Source organism: Hydrogenophaga sp. 2FB (genome assembly GCF_005503365.1).
Taxonomy (GTDB): domain Bacteria; phylum Pseudomonadota; class Gammaproteobacteria; order Burkholderiales; family Burkholderiaceae_C; genus Hydrogenophaga.
On record NZ_SCML01000013.1, the window covers coordinates 92,181 to 111,874 of the forward strand.

14 protein-coding genes are annotated in these 19,694 nt (G+C 66.9%); 7 read left to right on the forward strand and 7 right to left on the reverse strand.

The window, feature by feature from the left end; genetic code table 11:
• Positions 1–4: 4 nt before the first annotated feature.
• From FFS09_RS10215 to FFS09_RS10225, 3 genes are read right to left on the reverse strand one after another with little or no spacing between them, the layout of a single operon-like run.
• Complete coding sequence (locus FFS09_RS10215; RefSeq protein ID WP_137918761.1) at positions 5–790, reverse strand: IclR family transcriptional regulator; 786 nt, start codon at positions 788–790, stop codon at positions 5–7.
• A complete protein-coding gene (locus FFS09_RS10220) occupies positions 787–1,902 on the reverse strand; it encodes a zinc-dependent alcohol dehydrogenase (protein ID WP_137918762.1) in 1,116 nt (371 codons plus the stop codon). Before FFS09_RS10220 ends, FFS09_RS10215 begins: the two co-directional genes overlap by 4 nt.
• Entirely contained in the window at positions 1,899–3,185 is a 1,287-nt protein-coding gene (locus FFS09_RS10225; protein WP_137918763.1) for an aromatic ring-hydroxylating dioxygenase subunit alpha, read from the reverse strand. Before FFS09_RS10225 ends, FFS09_RS10220 begins: the two co-directional genes overlap by 4 nt.
• A gap of 104 nt (positions 3,186–3,289) precedes the next feature.
• On the opposite strand from FFS09_RS10225, the gene FFS09_RS10230 reads away from it, so the two are divergent.
• Genes FFS09_RS10230 through FFS09_RS10240 form a run of 3 tightly spaced genes read left to right on the forward strand, consistent with a single transcriptional unit; the run spans position 3,290 to position 6,269 of the window.
• Positions 3,290–4,273, forward strand: coding sequence for a Bug family tripartite tricarboxylate transporter substrate binding protein (locus tag FFS09_RS10230; RefSeq protein ID WP_171019959.1), 984 nt, complete (start codon positions 3,290–3,292; stop codon positions 4,271–4,273).
• A gap of 35 nt (positions 4,274–4,308) precedes the next feature.
• A complete protein-coding gene (locus FFS09_RS10235) occupies positions 4,309–5,298 on the forward strand; it encodes a PhnD/SsuA/transferrin family substrate-binding protein (RefSeq protein WP_137918765.1) in 990 nt (329 codons plus the stop codon).
• 14 nt (positions 5,299–5,312) lie between these two features.
• Positions 5,313–6,269, forward strand: a complete 957-nt coding sequence (locus FFS09_RS10240; RefSeq protein WP_137918766.1) for a PDR/VanB family oxidoreductase — start codon at positions 5,313–5,315, stop codon at positions 6,267–6,269.
• A 5-nt stretch (positions 6,270–6,274) separates the two neighbouring features.
• On the opposite strand, the gene FFS09_RS10245 is transcribed toward FFS09_RS10240, so the two are convergent.
• Both FFS09_RS10245 and FFS09_RS10250 read right to left on the reverse strand, forming a co-directional pair.
• A complete protein-coding gene (locus tag FFS09_RS10245) occupies positions 6,275–6,757 on the reverse strand; it encodes a cyanophycin metabolism-associated DUF1854 family protein (RefSeq protein WP_137918767.1) in 483 nt (160 codons plus the stop codon).
• Positions 6,754–9,036 carry a cyanophycin metabolism-associated ABC transporter gene (locus FFS09_RS10250; RefSeq protein ID WP_137918768.1) on the reverse strand — a complete coding sequence of 761 codons (2,283 nt, stop codon included), beginning with the start codon at positions 9,034–9,036 and terminating at the stop codon, positions 6,754–6,756. The genes FFS09_RS10245 and FFS09_RS10250 overlap by 4 nt, the downstream gene beginning before the upstream one ends.
• Before the next feature lie 166 nt (positions 9,037–9,202).
• Between FFS09_RS10250 and FFS09_RS10255 the strand changes: the two genes are divergently transcribed.
• Positions 9,203–11,428 (forward strand): cyanophycin synthetase, encoded by a 2,226-nt coding sequence (locus tag FFS09_RS10255; protein ID WP_137918769.1) that lies wholly within the window; start codon positions 9,203–9,205, stop codon positions 11,426–11,428.
• Positions 11,429–11,470: 42 nt separating this feature from the next.
• Entirely contained in the window at positions 11,471–14,074 is a 2,604-nt protein-coding gene (gene cphA / locus FFS09_RS10260) for a cyanophycin synthetase (RefSeq protein ID WP_137918770.1), read from the forward strand.
• On the opposite strand, the gene FFS09_RS10265 is transcribed toward cphA, so the two are convergent.
• Both FFS09_RS10265 and FFS09_RS10270 read right to left on the reverse strand, forming a co-directional pair.
• The gene (locus FFS09_RS10265; RefSeq protein ID WP_252374318.1) at positions 14,063–15,064 is read right to left on the reverse strand and encodes an endonuclease/exonuclease/phosphatase family protein; all 1,002 of its coding nucleotides are present in this window, start codon (positions 15,062–15,064) and stop codon (positions 14,063–14,065) included. The genes cphA and FFS09_RS10265 overlap by 12 nt on opposite strands.
• A gap of 132 nt (positions 15,065–15,196) precedes the next feature.
• On the reverse strand, positions 15,197–17,005 hold the full coding sequence (locus tag FFS09_RS10270) for a DEAD/DEAH box helicase (protein WP_137918772.1): 1,809 nt from the start codon (positions 17,003–17,005) through the stop codon (positions 15,197–15,199).
• 295 nt (positions 17,006–17,300) lie between these two features.
• Between FFS09_RS10270 and ettA the strand changes: the two genes are divergently transcribed.
• Together ettA and FFS09_RS10280 are read left to right on the forward strand one after the other, a co-directional pair.
• Positions 17,301–18,962 (forward strand): energy-dependent translational throttle protein EttA, encoded by a 1,662-nt coding sequence (gene ettA, locus FFS09_RS10275; RefSeq protein ID WP_137918773.1) that lies wholly within the window; start codon positions 17,301–17,303, stop codon positions 18,960–18,962.
• Positions 18,963–19,085: 123 nt separating this feature from the next.
• Positions 19,086–19,631, forward strand: coding sequence for a DUF1415 domain-containing protein (locus FFS09_RS10280; RefSeq protein ID WP_137918774.1), 546 nt, complete (start codon positions 19,086–19,088; stop codon positions 19,629–19,631).
• Positions 19,632–19,694: the final 63 nt, after the last annotated feature.

Below are 19,694 nucleotides of genomic sequence, written 5' to 3' on the forward strand. Positions count from 1 at the left end.
CGTTTCAGTCCGCTTCGTATCCCAGGCGCGACGAAATCAATTGCGCCGTTTCGGTCACCATGGGAATGATGCCGCGCAGCTTCTGTTTGGTCAGGCGCTGCGTGGGGGCCACGAGGCCCACGGCCGCCAACACGTTGCCGTTGGCATCAAAGATGGGGGCGGCCACGCCGCGCATGCCGTCTTCGCTTTCCTCGTCGTCGATCGCATGGCCGCTCTCGCGCACCTCGCTCAGCAGCCGTTGCAGCTCGGCCTTGCCCACCACGGTGTGCGCGGTGCGCGGTTGCAGGTCGGCGCGCAAGGCGTTGGCGATCAGCATCGGTGGGCTGAAGGCCAGCAGCGCGCGGCCTTCGCTGGTGCAAAAGGCCGGCTTGCGCACGCCCAGGTACGAGCGGGGGCGGATGGCGTGCCGGCTCTCGATGTTGCGCAGGTACAGGATCTCGCTGCCGTGCAGCACCGCCAGATGCACGGTCTCGCCGCTTTGCTCGCACAAGGTGTGCAGCAGTGGCGCCGCTTCTTCGGCCACGTCCATGCGGCGGCGCACGAGCGTGCCCATCGAAAAGAGCAGCAGACCCAGGCGGTAGCGGCCATCGGCCGGGTTCTGCTCGAGAAATCCTTCGGATACCAAGGTGACCGCCAGCCGGTGCACAGTGCTCTTGGCGACCCCGAGGCGCTTGGACAGCGCGGTGATGCCCAGCTCGGGCTCTTCGGCCGTGAAGGTCTTCAGCAGCCTCAAGGCTGCCGCCACGGAAGACAGGTTGCGGCTCTCGCCGGATTTCTCGGTATTGCTCACTGATGCGGGTTGATGGTCATGTGGATGGCTCCCTCGACGCCGTCACCGACCAACGATCTCAAGGCCAGGTCCGTCTCGTCGAGAGAGAAGGTGTGCGTACTCATCGCCGTCACATTATGGCGATTGCCTGCGATGAGCTGCAGTGCGAGCTCCACCGAAGCATAGGAGTGCCCACGCATGCCTTTGACCGTCAGGAAGTTGGCGATGATCCGGTCGCTGTCGAACTCGGGAATGGGCCGCCGTTTCTGGCCACCCAGGATCACCGTGCCCTTCTTGCGCGCCAGTTGCATCGCGCTCGTGACCGAGCCCGGCCCACCCGAGGCGCAATCGATCACCAGATCGGCCATGCGCCCACCGGTGATGTCGGCCACGGTCTCCAGCAGGTCGTCCTGCTCGATGTCGATCGTGTGGTGTGCGCCCAACTCGCGCGCCAGCGCGAGGCGGCGGCGATCGGTTTCGTTCGACAGCCCGGTGAGGATCACGCACTCCGCACCGGCCTCGCGCGCCGCGACCACACACGCCAGGCCCTGTTGCCCCGGCCCCTGGATCACCACCGTCTGCCCAGGCCCGGCGCCACCTTGCAGGTAGGCCCATTCGATGCCGTTGGAGATCGGCAGCGCCAGGGCCGCATGCCGCGGCGACACGCCCGACGGCACGCGGTGGAACACGGTGTTGGCGTGCAGGTGCTGCACCTGCGCGTAGCCACCCCACAGGCCCGGCGCCACGTTGAGCGCGGTGGCGCCGTAGCGCATGCCGCCCAGGCGCCAGTCGGTCGCGTTGCACAGGCGGAAGTCGCCCGAGCGGCAGTACTCGCAGTGGCCGCAGGGCAGGTACTCTTCGAGCGCCACGAGGTCGCCTTCCTTCACGCTCCAGCGCTGCGCGGCGAGCGCGCCGAGCGTCTCGACATGGCCGACCGTCTCGTGGCCCAGGATCAAGGGGCCGCGCGAGCGGGGCAGGTTCTGGTAGTAACCCCAGTCGCTGCCGCACACGCCGGTGATGGCCACGCGCAGCGTGCCCGAACTGGCATCGGTCGCGGGCACCTCGATGTCCTGGATCTCGGTGCGGCCGACCGCCACCGCCACGGCAGCCCTCACGGAACGTGTTTCGCTCATACCGTGGCGTGCGGTTTGCCGGGCTCCGCGCGCAAGGCTTCGCGCGCGGCTTCCTGGAAGGGTTGGCCCTCGGGCAACACGACGGCGGCCGAACGCACCTTCTGCACGTGCGGTTCGTTGCCGGGTGGCGCGGTGCCGGATTCGGCCAGCGCCGTGGCCGCCGCGATCAGGCGACGGCGCGCCTGCACGATGCCGCGGTCGGTGCCGGTCAGGTGCTCGCGGGTGCGGTCCTGGATCGGGCCCATGCTTTCCTGCAGCGACGAGTCCTGGATGGCGATGCTTTCCACACCGCTGTAGAGCTCGCCCGTGCGCTGCTTCGCGCGGTCCATCAGGTAGTCGTTGGACTTGTTGGCCAGGGGAATGTAGGTGCCCGGCACGTACTTGCAATGGATGCCGGCGCCGTCCTTCATGGCCTGCACCTCGCTGTCTTTCAGGGCGCGCGTGGGGTGGTAGTCGAAGCTCCAGGCCCAGCAGTTTTCGTCGTCGATGGGCACCCAGAAATGCCCGTGCACCGGATGGTCGCCGCGCGGCGGCACCATGGTGAAGCACGGCATGATCCACGGCGTGATGCGCCAGTAGAGCGAGCCCGGCTCGGCCTTGCGGCGCACGCCGATGAAGAGCCCGCCTTCGGCATCGGTCACCTCGAACTGCGGGCGCAGGTCGTTCATGTTGTATTCGTTGCCCTTGGCGCCTTTGAACAGCGGGTCGGTGTTGAGGCCGCCGCTGTGCAGGAACGAGACGTGGCTCGAATCGATGCCACCTTCGAGCGCCTGCAGCCAGTTGCATTCCTGCACGCGCTTGGACGTGAAGCTCTGCTCGGCGGGCACGGTCGCGAATTCCCATTCGGGTGGTGGTGGCTGCAGTTCGGGCGGCCCCATGTAGATCCAGATGACGCCGCCGCGCTCGATCAGCGGGTAGGACTTGAGCGCGATGCGCTCGCACAAGCGGCTGCCTTCGGGCTCGGACGGCACGTCCACGCACCGGCCCGACACGTCGTACTTCCAGCCGTGGTACGGGCAGCGCAGGCCGCTCTCTTCGTTGCGGCCAAACCAGAGTGAAACACCACGGTGGGCACAGAACTCGTCCATCACACCCAGGCGACCCTGCGTGTCGCGGATGGCGATCAGGCGCTCGCCGAGCAACTGCACGCGCACCGGCGGGCCGTCGCGTTCGGCCAGCTCTTCCGACAACAAGGCCGGCAGCCAATAGCGGCGAAACATCTCGCCCATGGGGGTGCCCGCGCTGGTGCGCGTGACCAATTCGTTCTGCTCTTTCTTCAACATCGGTTTATCTCCTGTTCCACATAAAAGAACTGTTTGCCTGCATGTGGAACGATGATAAAGTCATTCGCAGGTCGAAGCAAGCCCCACATTTTTTGGAGACAACGATGGTTCGCAAACTCTCTTCTTCGCTTTTGTTCTGTGCCGTTGCCATGGGCGCCGGCGCTGTCGGCGCGCAATCCAGCGACGTGGCCAGCTGGCCCACCAAGCCGGTGCGCATCGTCGTGCCGTACGCGGCGGGCGGCTCTTCCGACACGCTGGGCCGGGCCATTGGCCTGCACTTGCAGACGGCGTTCAAGCAGCCGTTCGTGATCGACAACCGTCCGGGTGGTGGGGGCACGATCGGATCGAGCCAGGTGGCCAAGACGCCACCCGATGGCTACACGCTGGTGGTCTCTGGCATCGGCTCGCACGTCATCGCACCCGTCGAAGTCAAGACCCTCCAGCCCATGGCGGACTTCACGCACATCGCCATGCTGGGCGGCCCTGCCACCGTGCTGGTGGTGCATCCTTCGATGCAGGTCAACACGCTCAAGGAGTTCGTGGCGCTGGTGCAGCAACAACCCGGCGGGCTCACCTGGGGATCGCCAGGGCAGGGCACGCATGGCGAACTCATTGGCCAGTTGTTCGCGCAGCGGGCCAAGTACGCGCAGACCCATATCGGCTACAAGGGCGCGGCACCGGCCGTGGCCGACCTGGCGGGTGGCCAGATTCCCGCGGCCTTCATCACCTACACCTCGGCCAGCTCCTTCATCCGCTCCGGCAAGATCAAGGCACTGGCCATCACCTCACCCAAGCGCTCGGCAGACCTTCCCGGGGTTCCGACTTTCGCCGAGGCGGGTTACCCGGAGCTCAACGCGACCACCTGGTTCTCGCTGTCGGGCCCGCCCGGCATGGCGCCCGCCCTGGTCGAGAAGATCAACGCGGAAGTGCGCCGTGGCATGAAGAGCGAGCCGGTGCGCAAGCTGATGGAGCAGGAAGGCATCGAGTCGCAGGACTGGGATGCGACCACGTTCACGCGTTACGTGCAGAGCGAGATCGACCGCTGGACACCCCTTGTGAAGTCGCTCGGTTCCACCCGCAAACCCTGATCGCGCACCCACAGCCACACCCACACCGATTTCGCATGAACAAGCTTCGACTTTCCGTCGCCATGGGCGACTACGACCGCACGCGACCGCTCTTTGATGGGCGCGTCCAGATCGATGGGGTGGACCCCGTCTACATGCTGCTCAATCCGGAAGAGATGTTCTTTCGGGCCATGCGCAGCCAGGACTTCGACATCACGGAGCTCTCGTTTTCGAGTTACCTCGTGAAGCACACGCGCGGTGAGTGCCCCTACATCGCGGTGCCGGTGTTCGTGTCGCGCGCCTTTCGCCACACGTCCATCTATGTGCGCAAGGACCGCATCCAGCGGCCCGAGGATTTGAAGGGCAAGCGCATCGGACTGCCCGAGTACCAGTTGACCGCCAACGTTTGGGCGCGCGCGATTCTGGAGGACGACCATGGCGTGCATCCGCGCGACGTGACCTGGGTGCGCGGCGGCATCGACACGCCTTCCCGGCCCGAGAAAATTGCCTTGCAGCTGCCGCCCGACATCCGGGTGGAAAGCGCACCCGAAGGCCAGACCATCTCGGCCTTGCTCGACCGTGGCGAGATCGATGGCTTCATCGGGCCGCGCCCGCCCAACGCCGTGGCCTTGCGCAACCCGAACATTGGTTGGCTGTTCGACGATCCCACCGCCACCGCCAAGGCGTATTACCAGCGCACCGGTGTGTTCCCGATCATGCACGTGGTGGGCATTCGCAAAGAGCTGGCGGCGCAACACCCGTGGTTGCCCATGGCCGTCTTCAAGGCCTTCTCGCAAGCCAAGAGCGCCGCCCTCGATCTGCTAGGAGACACCTCCGCCACCAAGGTCACGCTGCCTTTCGTCGAAGAACAGCTCAAGGCCGCCAAGTCGGTGATGGGTGAGGACTACTGGCCCTATGGCGTGGCCGCGTCGCGCAAGACACTGGAGGCCTTTGTGCGCCACCACCACTCGCAAGGCCTGTCGGCGCGGCAGATGGATGTGGCTGAACTGTTCCATCCATCGACCTACGAAACCTACAGCATCTGAGGAGTGGCCACCGCATGACGAATGCCAGCCTGAGCGTGCGGGTCGCCCGCAAGTCCACCGAAGCCCTGGACATCTGCGCCCTTGAACTGGTGGATGCGCAAGGCGATGCGCTGCCTGCGTTCTCGGCCGGCAGCCATGTCGACGTCCACCTGCCCAACGGGCTCGTGCGGCAGTACTCGCTGTGCAACGACCCGACCGAAAGCCACCGCTACCTCATCGCGGTACTCAAGGACCCGGGCTCTCGCGGAGGCTCGCGCGCGGTGCACGAGCAGATCCGCGTCGGGGAAACGCTGTCGATCAGCCGCCCGCGCAACCACTTCGAGTTGCAGCCGAACGCGAAGAAGTCGTTGTTGCTGGCCGGGGGCATTGGCATCACGCCCTTGCTCTGCATGGCCGAACGCCTGGCGACGGTGCAGGCCGACTTCGATCTGCACTACTGCACCCGTTCGCGCGAGCGCACCGCCTTTCGCGAACGCATTCTTCGGTCGGGCTTTGCACCGCGGGTGCGGTTTCACCACGACGACGAGCAGGGCGCCGACCTGGAAGCGCTGCTGGCGCAACCGACCCCCGGTGTGCATCTCTACGTCTGCGGCCCCAAAGGTTTCATGGACGCCGTGATCGGCACCGCGAAGCGGCTGGGCTGGGCCGACGACCATGTGCACTATGAGTACTTTGCGTCCACCGTCGTGGCGTCCGAGGACGATGGCGCGTTCGAGATCCAGTTGGCGAGTTCCGGCCGTGTGATCTCTGTTCCGCCGTCTCGCACGGCGGCGCAGGCACTGGCGGATGCCGGGGTGGTGGTGGCCACCTCCTGCGAGCAAGGCGTGTGTGGCACCTGCCTCACACGCGTGCTCGACGGCCAGCCCGAGCACCGGGACATGTACCTCTCGCCCGACGAACAGGCACAGAACAACTGTTTTCTGCCCTGCTGCTCGCGCTCGCTGTCGCCCCGGCTGGTGCTGGACCTGTAGGCGGCTTAAAGAAAACGATCCAGTAGCCGGCGCGAGTGCGCATCCAGCGCGCTGCGGTCGCGCACCGTGAACGTCACGCCGTGGCTGCTCAGGATCAGCAGCGCCTGGCCTTCCAGTCGGCGGATGTCGTCCTCGCTGCGCAGCACGAAGCTGGTGGCGCCGCGGTCGGTGGTCACGTGCCAGGTGCTGGGCGTGGAGAAGGTGGAGGCCGAGTCGATGCGCTGGATCACCGGCGTGAACTCGCGCTGTGCGAGTTCTGCTTCCAGCAACTGGCGCAGGTCTGCCGGCAGCGCCGAGAGGTGATCGACCCACACCAGTTCGTGGCCGTCGCTGCCCACCAGCGACACGCCTTCGTCGGGCGCGCCGATCGGGAAGGCGCGCACGGGCACCACGCCGACGTGCTCGACACCGGCTTCGTCGGTGAGCACCAGGCGGGCGAAGGCGTTGCGTTGCAAACGCCAGGTGGGCGTTGGGGTCGGGGTGCTCATGCGTCGTCGTCCTGGGGTGTGTCGGCGTCGAGCAGGGCGGCGGCCTCTTGCTCCTTGCGCGCCTGCGCTTCGTACAGCCGCCAGTACGCGCCGCGCAGCGCTATCAATTCGTCGTGCGGGCCGATCTCGACCACCTGGCCGCGGTCCATCACCACCAGCCGGTCGGCCTTGCGCAGGGTGGAGAGGCGGTGCGCGATGGCAATGGTGGTGCGGCCCTGCACCAGGTTGTCCAGCGCCTTCTGGATTTCTTTCTCGGTCTCGGTGTCCACCGACGAGGTGGCTTCGTCCAGGATCAGGATGCGTGGGTCGATCAGCAGCGCGCGCGCGATGCTGATGCGCTGGCGCTCACCGCCCGAAAGGCCCTGGCCGCGCTCGCCCACCAGCGAGTCGTAGCCCTGCGGCAGGCGCAGGATGAATTCGTGCGCGTGCGCGGCGCGCGCGGCGGCGACGATTTCGGTGCGCGTGGCGCCCGGTTTGCCGTAGGCGATGTTCTCGGCGATGGTGCCGAAGAACAGGAAGGGCTCCTGCAGCACCAGGCCGATGTGGCGGCGGAAGTCGGCCACGCCGACGCGGCGGATGTCGGTGCCGTCGATGCGGATCGCGCCTTCGCTCACATCGTAGAAGCGGCACAGCAGGTTCACCAGCGTGCTCTTGCCCGAGCCGCTGTGCCCCACCAGACCGATCATCTCGCCGGGCAGGATGTCCAGGCTCAGGTTGCGGATCACCGTGCGGCTGCCATAACGGAAGCTCACGCCCTCCATCTGCAGGCCGCCCTGCACGCGTTTCAGCGGCACGGGTGCCGTGGGCTCGGGCACGTTGGAGACGTGGTCGAGGATGTCGAAGATGCGCTTGGCGCCTGAAGCGGCCTTCTGCGTGACCGAGACGATGCGGCTCATCGAGTCGAGCCGGCCATAGAAGCGCCCGATGTAGGCAATGAAGGCGGTGAGCACGCCCACCGTGATGTTGCTCTGGCTCACCAGCCAGATGCCGAAGGCCCACACCACCAGCAGGCCGAATTCGGTGAGCAGGGTGACGGTGGGGGTGAACAGCGACCAGGTCTTGTTGATGCGGTCGTTGACGGCCAGGTTGTGCTCGTTGGCGCGCTTGAAGCGTTTGGCTTCGCGCGCTTCCTGGGCGAAGGCCTTGACCACTCGGATGCCCGGAATGGTGTCGGCCAGCACATTGGTGACCTCGCCCCAGACGCGGTCGATCTTCTCGAAGCCGGTGCGCAGGCGGTCGCGCACGAGGTGGATCAGCCAGCCGATGAAGGGCAGGGGCACCAGCGTGGCCAGCGCCAGCCAGGGGTTGATGGAGAACAGGATCACCGCCGTCATGGTGATCATCAGCACGTCGGTGATGAAATCGAGCGCATGCAGCGACAGAAAGACGCTGATGCGGTCGGTTTCGCTGCCGATGCGCGCGATCAGGTCGCCCGTGCGTTTGCTGCCGAAGTAGTCGAGCGAGAGTTCGAGCAGGTGGTCGAACGTGGTGGTGCGCAGATCCGAGCTGATGCGCTCGGACACCAGCGCCAGCAGCCAGGTGCGAGCCCAGCCCAGGCTCCAGGCGAGCAGGGCGGAACCCAGCAGGCCGCCCAGCAGCATCAGTACCAGCGTGGTGTCGATGTCCTGGCCGTTCTGGAACGGGATCAGCACCCGGTCCATCAGCGGAATGGTCAGGTAGGGCGGCACCAGGGTGGCGGCGGTGGACGCCAGGGTGAGCAGGAAGCCGGTGAGCAGCGTCCAGCGGTACGGCCTGGCGAAGCGCCACAGGCGCAGCAGCACCCAGGTGGAGGGGGGTGGCGCCTGGGCGTCGCGCGCGCATTCGGGGCATTCGTCGCTGTCGGGCGGCAGGATCGCCTGGCACTGGGGGCAGATGCGGGCGGGTTCGTCCAGCGCCTGCTCGGCGGTCTGCACCCGTTGCGCCATCACGCGCCGGAACTGCTCGACCAGGCGCGCGGCCCGGTTGTGCTCGGCCATGGTGAAGCGCCAGACGGCCAGCCGGCCGCCGGCATCGCACAGCTCGAGCATGCCCACGCCGGCGTGGTCGCTCAGGCGAAGTTCCATATCCGAGGAGAGCGGCCAGACTTTGTCACCAAGCGTGAACTTTTGGCGGCTTAGCAACAGCGTTTGGTTACGGAAAGTTAAATCGCTGTGCAAGTCCAGCGACAACGAGGCGACAGCGCTATCATCGCCCCCCAGCTGGGTTGATGCGGGCCGCAAGGCGTCCTGTGCAGGGTCGGCTGCTGGAGCTGAGGGATCAGCTGGAAAGTGTGAAAGCATGGTGAAGATGACAGCGTGGCGTCGACCGCGAAGAACGGCATGCTCCCACAAGGGAGCCTTGCATTTTCACCGATGTCGAGCCCGTGACTGCTGATGGCATTGAAGTTCTTGTGAAGCCTGGCCGGTGCTACACCCGGCCGCCAAAACCCTGCGTCCCGTCGGAGACATGAGCTCTAAACACGACATCACGTTGCTGCGCGTCAACTACCTGCGCGGCCCCAACATCTGGACCTACCGTTCGGTCCTCGAAGTCTGGCTGGATCTTGGCGATCTGGAAGATTTCCCGTCCAACAAACTGCCCGGCCTCACCGATCGCCTGATCGCCTGGCTGCCTGCGCTGGTCGAACACCACTGCGGTGTGGGCGAGCGCGGCGGCTTCATCGAGCGCCTGCGCGAAGGCACCTGGGCCGGTCACATCCTTGAGCACGTCGTCATCGAGCTGCTGAACCTCGCGGGCATGCCCACCGGGTTCGGCCAGACGCGCGAAACCACGAAACGCGGCGTCTACCGCATGGTGTTTCGCGCCCGAGACGAGGCCGTGGCCCGCGCCGCGCTCCAGGAAGCGCATGCCTTGCTGCTGGCCGCCATCGGCCAGCCCGACAGCGAACCCCCGTTCGACGTGCCCGCCGCCGTGGCGCGCCTGGTCGAGCAGATCGACGACAGTTACCTCGGTCCCAGCACCGCGTCCATTGTCGCGGCCGCGACAGATCGAGGCATTCCGCACCTGCGCCTGAACGAAGGCAACCTGGTCCAACTGGGCCATGGCCGACGCCAGCGCCGCATCTGGACGGCCGAAACCGACCGCACCAGCGCCATCGCCGGCAACATCGCGCACGACAAAGACCTCACCAAGGGCCTGTTGGCCTCGTGCGGCGTGCCCGTGCCCGAAGGCCAGGTGGTCGACAGCCCGGCCGCCGCCTGGGAAGCCGCGCAGGAGATCGGCCTGCCGGTGGTGGTCAAGCCGTCGGACGCCAACCATGGCCGGGGTGTGAGCCTCGATCTGTCCGAACGCGCCGACATCGAAAAAGCCTTCGAGGTGGCCGATGCCGAGGGCAGCGAGGTCATCGTCGAGCGCTATGTGCTGGGCGACGAACACCGCCTTCTGGTGGTGGGTGGCCGCGTGGTCGCGGCCGCGCGCGGCGAAACCCTGTCGGTGGTGGGCGATGGCCGCTCCACCGTGACGCAGCTCATCGACAGCCAGCTCAACAGCGACCCGCGCCGTGGCGAGGCCGAAGAATTCCCGTTGGAAACCATTCACCTGGACCGCGAGCCCGTCATGCGCCTGCTGATCGAGCGCCAGGGCCTGTCCGGCGACGCCGTGCCCGCCGCCGGCCGGCGCGTGATGGTGCAACGCAACGGCAATGTGGCCATCGACTGCACCGATGACGTGCACCCCGAAGTCGCGCACGCCGTTTCGCTGGCCGCGCGCGTCGTGGGGCTGGACGTGGCGGGGGTCGATCTGGTGGCGCAAGACATCCGCCGTCCGTTGCAGGCCCAGGGTGGGGCGGTGGTGGAGGTGAACGCCGGCCCGGGGCTGCTCATGCACCTCAAGCCGGCCACCGGCCTCTCGCGCCCGGTCGGGCGCGCCATCGTCGACCACCTGTTCGACGACGGCGGCAATGGCCGCGTGCCCATCGTCGGCATCGCCGGCTCGCGCCATGGCAACGCCATCGCGCGGCTGGTGGCCTGGATGCTGCACCTGAGCGGTTACCAGGTCGGCCTGGCCTGCCAGGACGGTCTGTTCCTGGGCAACCGCAAGGTCGACGCCCGGTCCAGCGCCCACTGGGAAGCCGGCCGGCGCCTGCTGATGAACCGCGAGATCGACACCGTCGTGCTGGAAAACGGTCCGGCCGTCATCCTCGACGACGGCCTGGCCTACGACCGCTGCGCCGTGGGCGTGGTGACGGACCTGGACGACATCCAGGGCCTGGAGCGGCACGACGTGCACAACGTCGACCAGCTCTACCGCGTGCTGCGCACCCAGGTCGACGTGGTGTTGCCCGATGGCGTGGCCGTGCTCAACGCCGACGATGCCCGCGTGCTGCAAATGGCCGAGTTGTGCGACGGCGACGTGATCCTCTATGGGCTCGATGCCGAATCGCCCGCGCTGGCGCAGCACCGCGCTGCCGGCTCGCGCACGGTGTACGTGTCGGGGGCCGCGCTGGTGCTGGCCGAAGGCCCGCACAAGACGCACCGCGTGCGCCTGGATGCGCCCATGGTGCAAGGGCTGGTGCAGTCGCTCGGCTTGCACACCTTGATGGCCGTGGCCGCCGCTGCGTGGGCGCTGTCGGTCTCGCCCGAACTCATGGCGGCGGGTATCGAGACCTCGGGTCTCGGCGCTGGCGTGGCACCCGAACCGGCCGAACCGGCTGTCCTGGACACGGCGCGCTAAGACGCCGGTCACTCCTCTTTTCATTCATACCCAAGTTCCGTCATGGACGTTTCCCGCATCCGGCCCCTGCGCGGCCCCAATCTCTGGAGCCGCCACACCTGCATCGAGGCGATCGTCGCCTGCGAGCCGCATGAGATGGACCTGCAAGCCCTGCCGGATTTCGAACGGCGGCTGCGCGAACTCTTTCCTGCGGTGGGCCCGCTGCAGCCGACCAACCAGCAGGACCACCTGTCGCTCGCGCACGTGCTGGAAGACACCGTGCTGGCGCTGCAGGCGCAGGCCGGTTGCCCCGTGACCTTCAGCCGCACATCAACCACGCTGGAGCCAGGCGTGTTCCAGGTGGTGGCGGAGTACAGCGAAGAGGTGGTGGGCCGGCTGGCCTTCGACATCGCGCGGGAATTGTTCGCCGCGGTCAACGCGGGTGAACCGCAGGGCTTCGATGTGGTGGCCGCCATCGCCCGCCTGCGCGCGCTGGACGAAGACGTGCGCCTGGGCCCCAGCACCGGCTGCATTGTCGACGCCGCCGTGGCGCGCAACATCCCTTACCGCCGCCTCACATCGGGCAGCCTGGTGCAATTCGGCTGGGGCTCGCGCCAGCGCCGCATCTGGGCCGCCGAGGTGGACAGCACGAGTGCCGTGTCCGAATCGATCGCGCAGGACAAAGACCTCACCAAGGCGCTGCTCGCCGCCGCCGGTGTGCCGGTGCCCGAAGGTCGGCCGGTCGGCGATGCCAATGACGCCTGGGTGGTCGCACAGGAGATCGGCTTGCCTGTGGTTGTCAAGCCGCAGGACGGCAACCAGGGCAAGGGCGTGACGGTCAACATCACCTCCCGCGAACACCTGGACATCGCCTTTCGCGCCGCCGCCGAGTACGGCGAGGTGATGGTGGAGAAATTCCTGCCGGGCAGCGATTTCCGTTTGCTGGTCGTGGGCAACAAGGTGGCGGCCGCCTCGCGGCGTGACCCGCCGCACGTGATCGGAGACGGCGAGCACACCGTGCGCGAGCTGGTCGACCTGGTCAACGCCGACCCCAAGCGCGGCGATGGCCATGCCACCTCGCTCACCAAGATCCGATTCGACGACATCGCCCTGGCGCGCCTGGATGTGCAAGGTTTGACGCCCGCATCCGTGCCCGAGATGGGCCGACGCGTCGTGCTGCGCAACAACGCCAACCTGAGCACGGGCGGCACCGCCACCGACGTCACCGACGACATGCACCCCGATGTGGCCGCGCGCGCCGTGGCCGCCGCGCAAACCGTGGGGCTGGACATCTGCGGCGTGGACGTGGTTTGCGAGAGCGTGCACGTACCGCTGGAAAAGCAGCACGGCGGCGTGGTCGAAGTCAACGCCGCGCCCGGCCTGCGCATGCACCTCTCGCCGTCGTACGGCAAAGGCCGCCCGGTGGGCGAAGCCATCATCGCGCACATGTACGAGCAGGGCGACGACGGGCGCATCCCGCTGGTGGCGGTCACCGGCACCAACGGCAAGACCACCACCACGCGGCTGATCGCGCACCTCATGGCCGCCAGCGGCATGCGCGTGGGCATGACCAACACCGACGGCGTGTACGTCGACGGCCGCCAGATCGACAGCGGCGACTGTTCCGGCCCCAAGAGCGCGCGCAACGTGCTGATGCACCCCGACGTGGATGCGGCCGTGCTCGAAACCGCGCGCGGCGGCATGCTGCGCGAGGGTCTAGGGTTCGACCAGTGCCAGGTGGCCGTCGTCACCAACGTCGGCGCGGGCGATCACCTCGGCCTGAACTACATCACCACCGTCGAAGACCTCGCCGTGCTCAAGCGCGTGATCGTGATGAACGTCGCGCCCACGGGTTATGCCGTGCTCAACGCGGCCGACCCCATCGTCGCGGCCATGGCGGCCAAGTGCACCGGCGGCGTGGTCTTCTTCGCGCAGGACCACGACCACCCCGTGCTCGCCGCGCACCGCGTGCAAGGCAAGCGCACCATCTGCGTCGAAGGCGACCGCATCCTCGTGACCGAGGGCAGCTGGCGCGTGCAGATTCCGCTGCAGGGCGTGCCGATCACCCGCAACGGCACGATCGGGTTCCAGAAGGACAACGTCATGGCCGCCATCGGCGCGGCCTGGTGCGCGGGCCTGGACTGGGACACCATCGTGCGCGGCCTGTCCAGCTTTTCCAACGACGCCGACAACGCGCCTGGCCGCTTCAACGTGATGGACTACCGTGGCGCGACCGTGATCGCCGACTACGGCCACAACCCCGATGCCATGCGCGCGCTGGTCGATGCCGTGAACGCCATGCCGGCGAAGCGGCGCAGCGTGGTCATCAGTGGCGCGGGCGACCGCCGCGACGAAGACATCCGCGAACAGACGGCGATCCTGGGCGCGGCGTTTGACGACGTGCTGCTGTTCCAGGACGCCTGCCAGCGCGGACGCGAAGACGGCGAGGTGCTCGCGCTGCTGCGCCAAGGCCTGAACGGTGCCAGCCGCACCCGCGAGGTGCAGGAAATTCGCGGCGAATTCATCGCCATCGACACCGCGCTCGCGCGCCTGCAACCCGGCGACCTGTGCCTGGTGCTGGTCGATCAGGTGGAAGAGGCGCTGGCGCACCTGGCCCAGCGCATGCGCGAAAGCGCCGGCACGCCGGCGCCCGCTTCAAGCCGCTGAGGCCGGCCCGTCGGGCAGGCGCAGCCGCAGCAGCGCGCGCACGAAGCCGTGGTCGCTGTGGCTGCGGTCACGGCCTTCGAACAGGTGGTCGTTGAACACCTCCACGCGCCGCACGTCACCGATCGCGCCGCGGCTGGTGGCCACAAACTCCTCGCTCACCAGCACCTGGTCCAGCACCTCGGGGAAGCCCTGGTGGATGTGCGAGTACGCCACGTCGCGGCGCAGCGCGAACTCACCCTGCACATCCCAGGCGCTGTAGAGCGCGGTATCGCGCGCGCCCTTGTCGTAGGCCGTCTGTGAGGTGGCCGCGATCAGCTGCGTGGTCACGCTGTGGGGGCTGTCGTTGAGGTCGCCCATCAGCACCAGGGGCAGGTGCGTGCGGTGCAGCAACTCGACCACCTTCAGGCGCAGCGCCAGCGCTTCGCTGGCGCGCATGATCAGCGAGCGCAGCGAAGCCAGGGCCTGCACCGCCGGGTCGTCCGTGTCTTCGTTGATCTTCCCGTTGGCGTCTTCCAGAAACTTCGGCCGCTTGCTCTTGAGGTGCGCGGTGATGACGCACAAGGGTTGCCCGTGTTTCATGCGCAGCGTGGCCACCAGCGGCGCCCGCTCGAAGCGCGTGTGCAGGCCCAGGCCCGGCACCTGCACCGCGGCGGCGGGGGAAAAATCGGTGATGGACTCCAGCGACTCCACCTTGAGCCGCGTGACGATGCCCACACGCGGCGTGCCTTGCGCACCGGCGTAGCCCGGGCCGTTTTCCGCGCCGGGCACGGTGACCACGCCGTATTGCAAACCGCTGCGCGCCACGGCCGTGCGCAGCGCGTCTTCGTCCCACACCTCCTGCAGCGCGAGCACGTCGGCATTGAGCGCCCTGAAACGGTTGCCCAGCCAGTCCACCTTGCGGTCGTACTCGTTCTGGCTGTAGGGCAGTTGCCCTTCGTAGAAGTGCCGGCCGGGCAAGGCCAGGTTGAGCACGTTGCAAGTGGCCACCATCAAGGTGGTCCAACGTGGCAACGCCCCGTTGCCGGGGAGGGCAAGCGGGGCGTTGGAAGCGGAGATGTTCAGGTCTGGCTGCATGAACGCACTGTAGTGCGAAATGCAGGCCGACCCAGGGCGCGGTGCGCGTTAGCGGATCCTGCCGAAGCTGGTGCGCAAGGGATCGGCACCACCGCCGCCGCCGCCACCACGTTGGCCACCACCGCCATTGCCGCGTCCACCGCCGCCGCCGCCCTTGCCACCGCGGTTGCCGGTGCGCATGGCGTCGATGCTGGTGCGCAGCGGATCCGGTTGGCCACCGGGGTTGGCCGCGCGTGGACGCGGTTCCTTGATGCGCAGGCTGCCCAGGTGGGCATTCGGGCCGGGCTGGCGCTCGGAGCCACCCTCGTTGTCGTCACGCGGGCCACGGTCCTGGCGCGGACCGCGATCGTCGCGGGGTGGGCGTTGGCCCTGTTGACCACCGTGGCGCTGACCCTGGCGCGGCTGGCCGTTGCCACCGCCGCCATTGCCGTTGGCCCGCTGGCCGCCACCGTTGCCACCACGGCGACCGCCGCCGTCACCGCGCGGGCCATCGGCCTGAGCACCGTCACCGGCTGGGCGCTGGCGTTGGCCACCGCCGCCACCATTGCCACGACCCTGGTGGCCGTCACTGGCCTTCTTCTCGCGCACGCGCGTCAGCATTTCGGTGCGCGCGGCCTTGGCGGCAGCGGCCATCACCTCGCGGCTCGGCGGCTTGCCGGCGCCACCCCAGATGGTCTGGCGGCCCATGGCGATGGGCTCGGCCTTTTCGCCGGGCTCGGGCATGAACTCCTGGAAGATCTGCACCGGAATCTGTTGCTTGGTGAAGCGCTCGATCTCCATCATGAAGCCTTCTTCGTCCAGGCTCACGAGGTTGACGGCTTCACCGCTGTTGCCCGCGCGGCCGGTGCGGCCGATGCGGTGCACGTAGTCTTCGCAAACGTTGGGGATTTCGTAGTTCACGACGTGCGGCAGCTCGTCGATGTCGATGCCGCGCGCGGCGATGTCGGTGGCCACCAGAGCGCGGATCTCGCCGCTCTTGAAGCCGGCCAGCGCCTGCGTGCGCGCGCCCTGGCTCTTGTTGCCGTGCAGCGCCATCGCCTCGATGCCGTTCTTGCTCAGGTACTCGGCCACGTTGTTCGCGCCGAACTTGGTGCGCGTGAACACCAGCACCTGGCTCCAGTTGTGCTGGTTGATGATGTGCACCAGCAAGGCCTTCTTCTTGCCGCGGCCCACCGGGTGGATCACCTGGGTGATGCGCTGCACCGTGGTGTTGCGCGGGGTGACCTGGATGTGCAGCGGGTCCTTGAGCAGGGCGCTGGCCAGATCGCGGATCTCGTCGCTGAAGGTGGCCGAGAACAGCAGGCTCTGTTTGTCCTTGGGCACCAGCGCGAGGATCTTCTTCACGTCGTGGATGAAGCCCATGTCGAGCATGCGGTCGGCTTCGTCAAGCACCAGCATCTGCACGGTGGACAGGTCCAGGAAGCCTTGTTGCTGCAGGTCGAGCAGGCGGCCGGGGGTGGCCACGAGGATGTCCACGCCGCGCTTCATGGCGTTGATCTGCGGGTTCATGCCCACGCCGCCGAAGACGACGGTGGATGTGAGCGAGAGGTGTTTGCCGTAAACGCGCACCGACTCTTCGACCTGCGCCGCGAGTTCGCGGGTGGGGGTGAGCACGAGGGCGCGGATGCCGACACCGCCGAAGCGGCTCTTGCTGCGTTCGCTGCTGGAGAGGCGCTGCAGCATGGGCAGGGTGAAGGCAGCGGTCTTGCCGGTGCCGGTCTGGGCGCCACCGAGCAGATCGCGCCCGGCCAGCACGGCCGGGATGGCTTCAACTTGAATGGGGGTGGGGGTTTCGTAGCCGTGTTCGCGCACAGCTTGCACGATGGCCGGGGCCAGGTTCAGATCGTCAAAGGTCATTTAGATGAGGCGCCCGTCCGGGCGCTGGGGGCATCGGCCACTCCGGTTGTCGCGGCCTGGGTTGGCTGCGGCGCCCGGTCAGTCTGGGGCAGATGGATTCAGGAAGTCGGTGGTCGCAAGCGATTTGCGCACACCCCAGCGAAGTGCTGGTGCCGGGCCAACTGATGTGCCCGACAGGCCATATTGTCGCACGATAGTGGCTTTGCCTCCGTCAAGGCGCCCTTGACCCTTCTAAGGGGATAATCATGGGTTGCGCGGCCGTCCTGGCCGCAGCTTCTTCAGGCAGAAAAATCCCATGGCTCAATACGTTTTTTCCATGAACCGGGTCGGCAAGATCGTGCCGCCCAAGCGTCAGATTCTCAAGGACATCTCGCTCTCCTTCTTCCCCGGCGCCAAGATCGGCGTGCTCGGCACCAACGGCTCGGGCAAGTCCACGCTGCTCAAGATCATGGCCGGCCTCGACAAGGAAATCGAAGGCGAAGCGATCCCGATGCCGGGCATTCGCATCGGTTACCTGCCGCAGGAGCCAAAACTGGACGCGGAGCAGACCGTGCGCGAAGCGGTTGAAAACAGCATGAGCGGCGTGCGCGCTGCCCAGAAGCGCCTGGAAGAGGTGTACGCGGCCTACGCCGAAGAAGACGCCGACTTCGATGCGCTGGCCGCCGAACAGGCCCAGCTAGAAGCCATCATCTCCACCTCGGGCACCGACGGCGAACACCAGCTGGAAATCGCCGCCGACGCACTGCGCCTGCCACCCTGGGACGCCAAGGTGGGCGTGCTCTCCGGTGGTGAAAAGCGCCGCGTGGCGCTGTGCTGCATGCTGCTGTCCAAGCCCGACATGCTGTTGCTCGACGAACCCACCAACCACCTGGACGCCGAATCGGTGGACTGGCTGGAGCAGTTCCTCAAGCGTTTCTCGGGCACCGTGGTGGCCATCACCCACGACCGCTACTTCCTTGACAACGCGGCCGAGTGGATTCTCGAACTCGACCGAGGCCATGGCATTCCGTACAAGGGCAACTACTCGACCTGGCTGGAGCAGAAGGAAGCCCGTCTGGAGCAGGAGCAGCGCACCGAAGACGCGCGCACCAAGGCCATGAAGAAGGAACTGGAATGGGTGCGCCAGAACCCCAAGGGCCGCCAGGCCAAGAGCAAGGCGCGTCTGGCGCGCTTTGAAGAGCTGAGCGACGTCGACTACCAGAAGCGCAACGAAACCAACGAAATCTTCATTCCCGTGGCCGAGCGCCTGGGCAACGAGGTGTTCGAGTTCAAGAACGTGTCGAAGAGCTTTGGCGACCGCCTGCTGATCGACAACCTGAGTTTCCAGATTCCCGCCGGTGCCATCGTCGGCATCATCGGTCCGAACGGCGCGGGCAAGTCCACGCTGTTCAAGCTGATCAGCGGCAAGGAACAGCCCGATTCCGGTGAAGTGAAGATCGGCCAGACGGTGCGCATGGCCGTGGTCGACCAGAGCCGCGACGGCCTGGCCGGCGAAAAGACCGTGTGGGAAGACATCTCGGGTGGCCTGGACATGATCACCGTGGGCAAGTTCCAGATGCCCAGCCGCGCGTACTGCGGGCGTTTCAACTTCTCCGGTGGCGACCAGCAAAAGCGCGTGGGCACGCTGTCGGGCGGTGAACGTGGGCGTCTGCACCTGGCCAAGACCCTGGCCGAAGGCGGCAACGTGTTGCTGCTGGACGAACCGTCGAACGACCTGGACGTGGAAACCCTGCGCGCGCTCGAAGACGCGCTGCTCGAATTCGCCGGTTGCGCGCTGGTGATCAGCCACGACCGCTGGTTCCTGGACCGCATCGCGACCCACATCCTGGCCGCCGAGGGCGACAGCCAGTGGGTGTTCTTCAACGGCAACTACCAGGAGTACGAAGCCGACAAGAAGAAGCGCCTGGGTGAAGAGGGCGCGAAACCCAAGCGCATGCGCTTCAAAGCCTTGAAATAAGCCCACCCCCGCGCCCGCCCGATGCTCGGGCGGTCACCCCCTCAAGGGGGCGATGCGTTGGGCCGGCGGAGCCGGACCCTCCGCATCTCTGGATTCAATACCCTCACGCCGGCATCTCTGTTCATGAATGAAGACCAAGTTCTCGCCGCTACGCGCCACTGGATCGAGAAGGCCGTCATTGGCCTGAACCTCTGCCCGTTCGCGCGCGCCGTGTATGCGAAGAACCAGGTGCGCATCGTCGTGAGCACGGCGCGGCACCTGGATGCGTTTCTCGACGATCTCGACCGCGAGCTGGACTTGCTGGTGAACACGCCCGCGGAAGAGATCGACACCACGCTGCTGGTGCACCCCACGCTGTTTCCCGACTTCGAGGTATTCAACGATTTCCTCAATGTCGTGGACGACGTGGTGGCCGAGCACGAACTGGACGGGGTGATCCAGGTCGCGCCTTTTCACCCCTTGTTTCAATTCGACGGCACCGACGCCGACGATGTCACCAACGCCACCAACCGCGCACCGTTTCCAACGCTGCACCTGTTGCGCGAAGACAGCGTGGAGCGCGCGATTGCTTCCGACGCCGGGGACGCCGAGGCCATCGTCGAGCGCAACCTCAAGACGCTGCGCGACCTGGGCCCCGAAGGTTGGCGCGCGCTGATGTCAAAGCCCTGAACTGGCGTTAAATTCGGGGGTCTTTCAGGGTTCCTGGCCGTCTCATGCCGGGGACAATTCTTC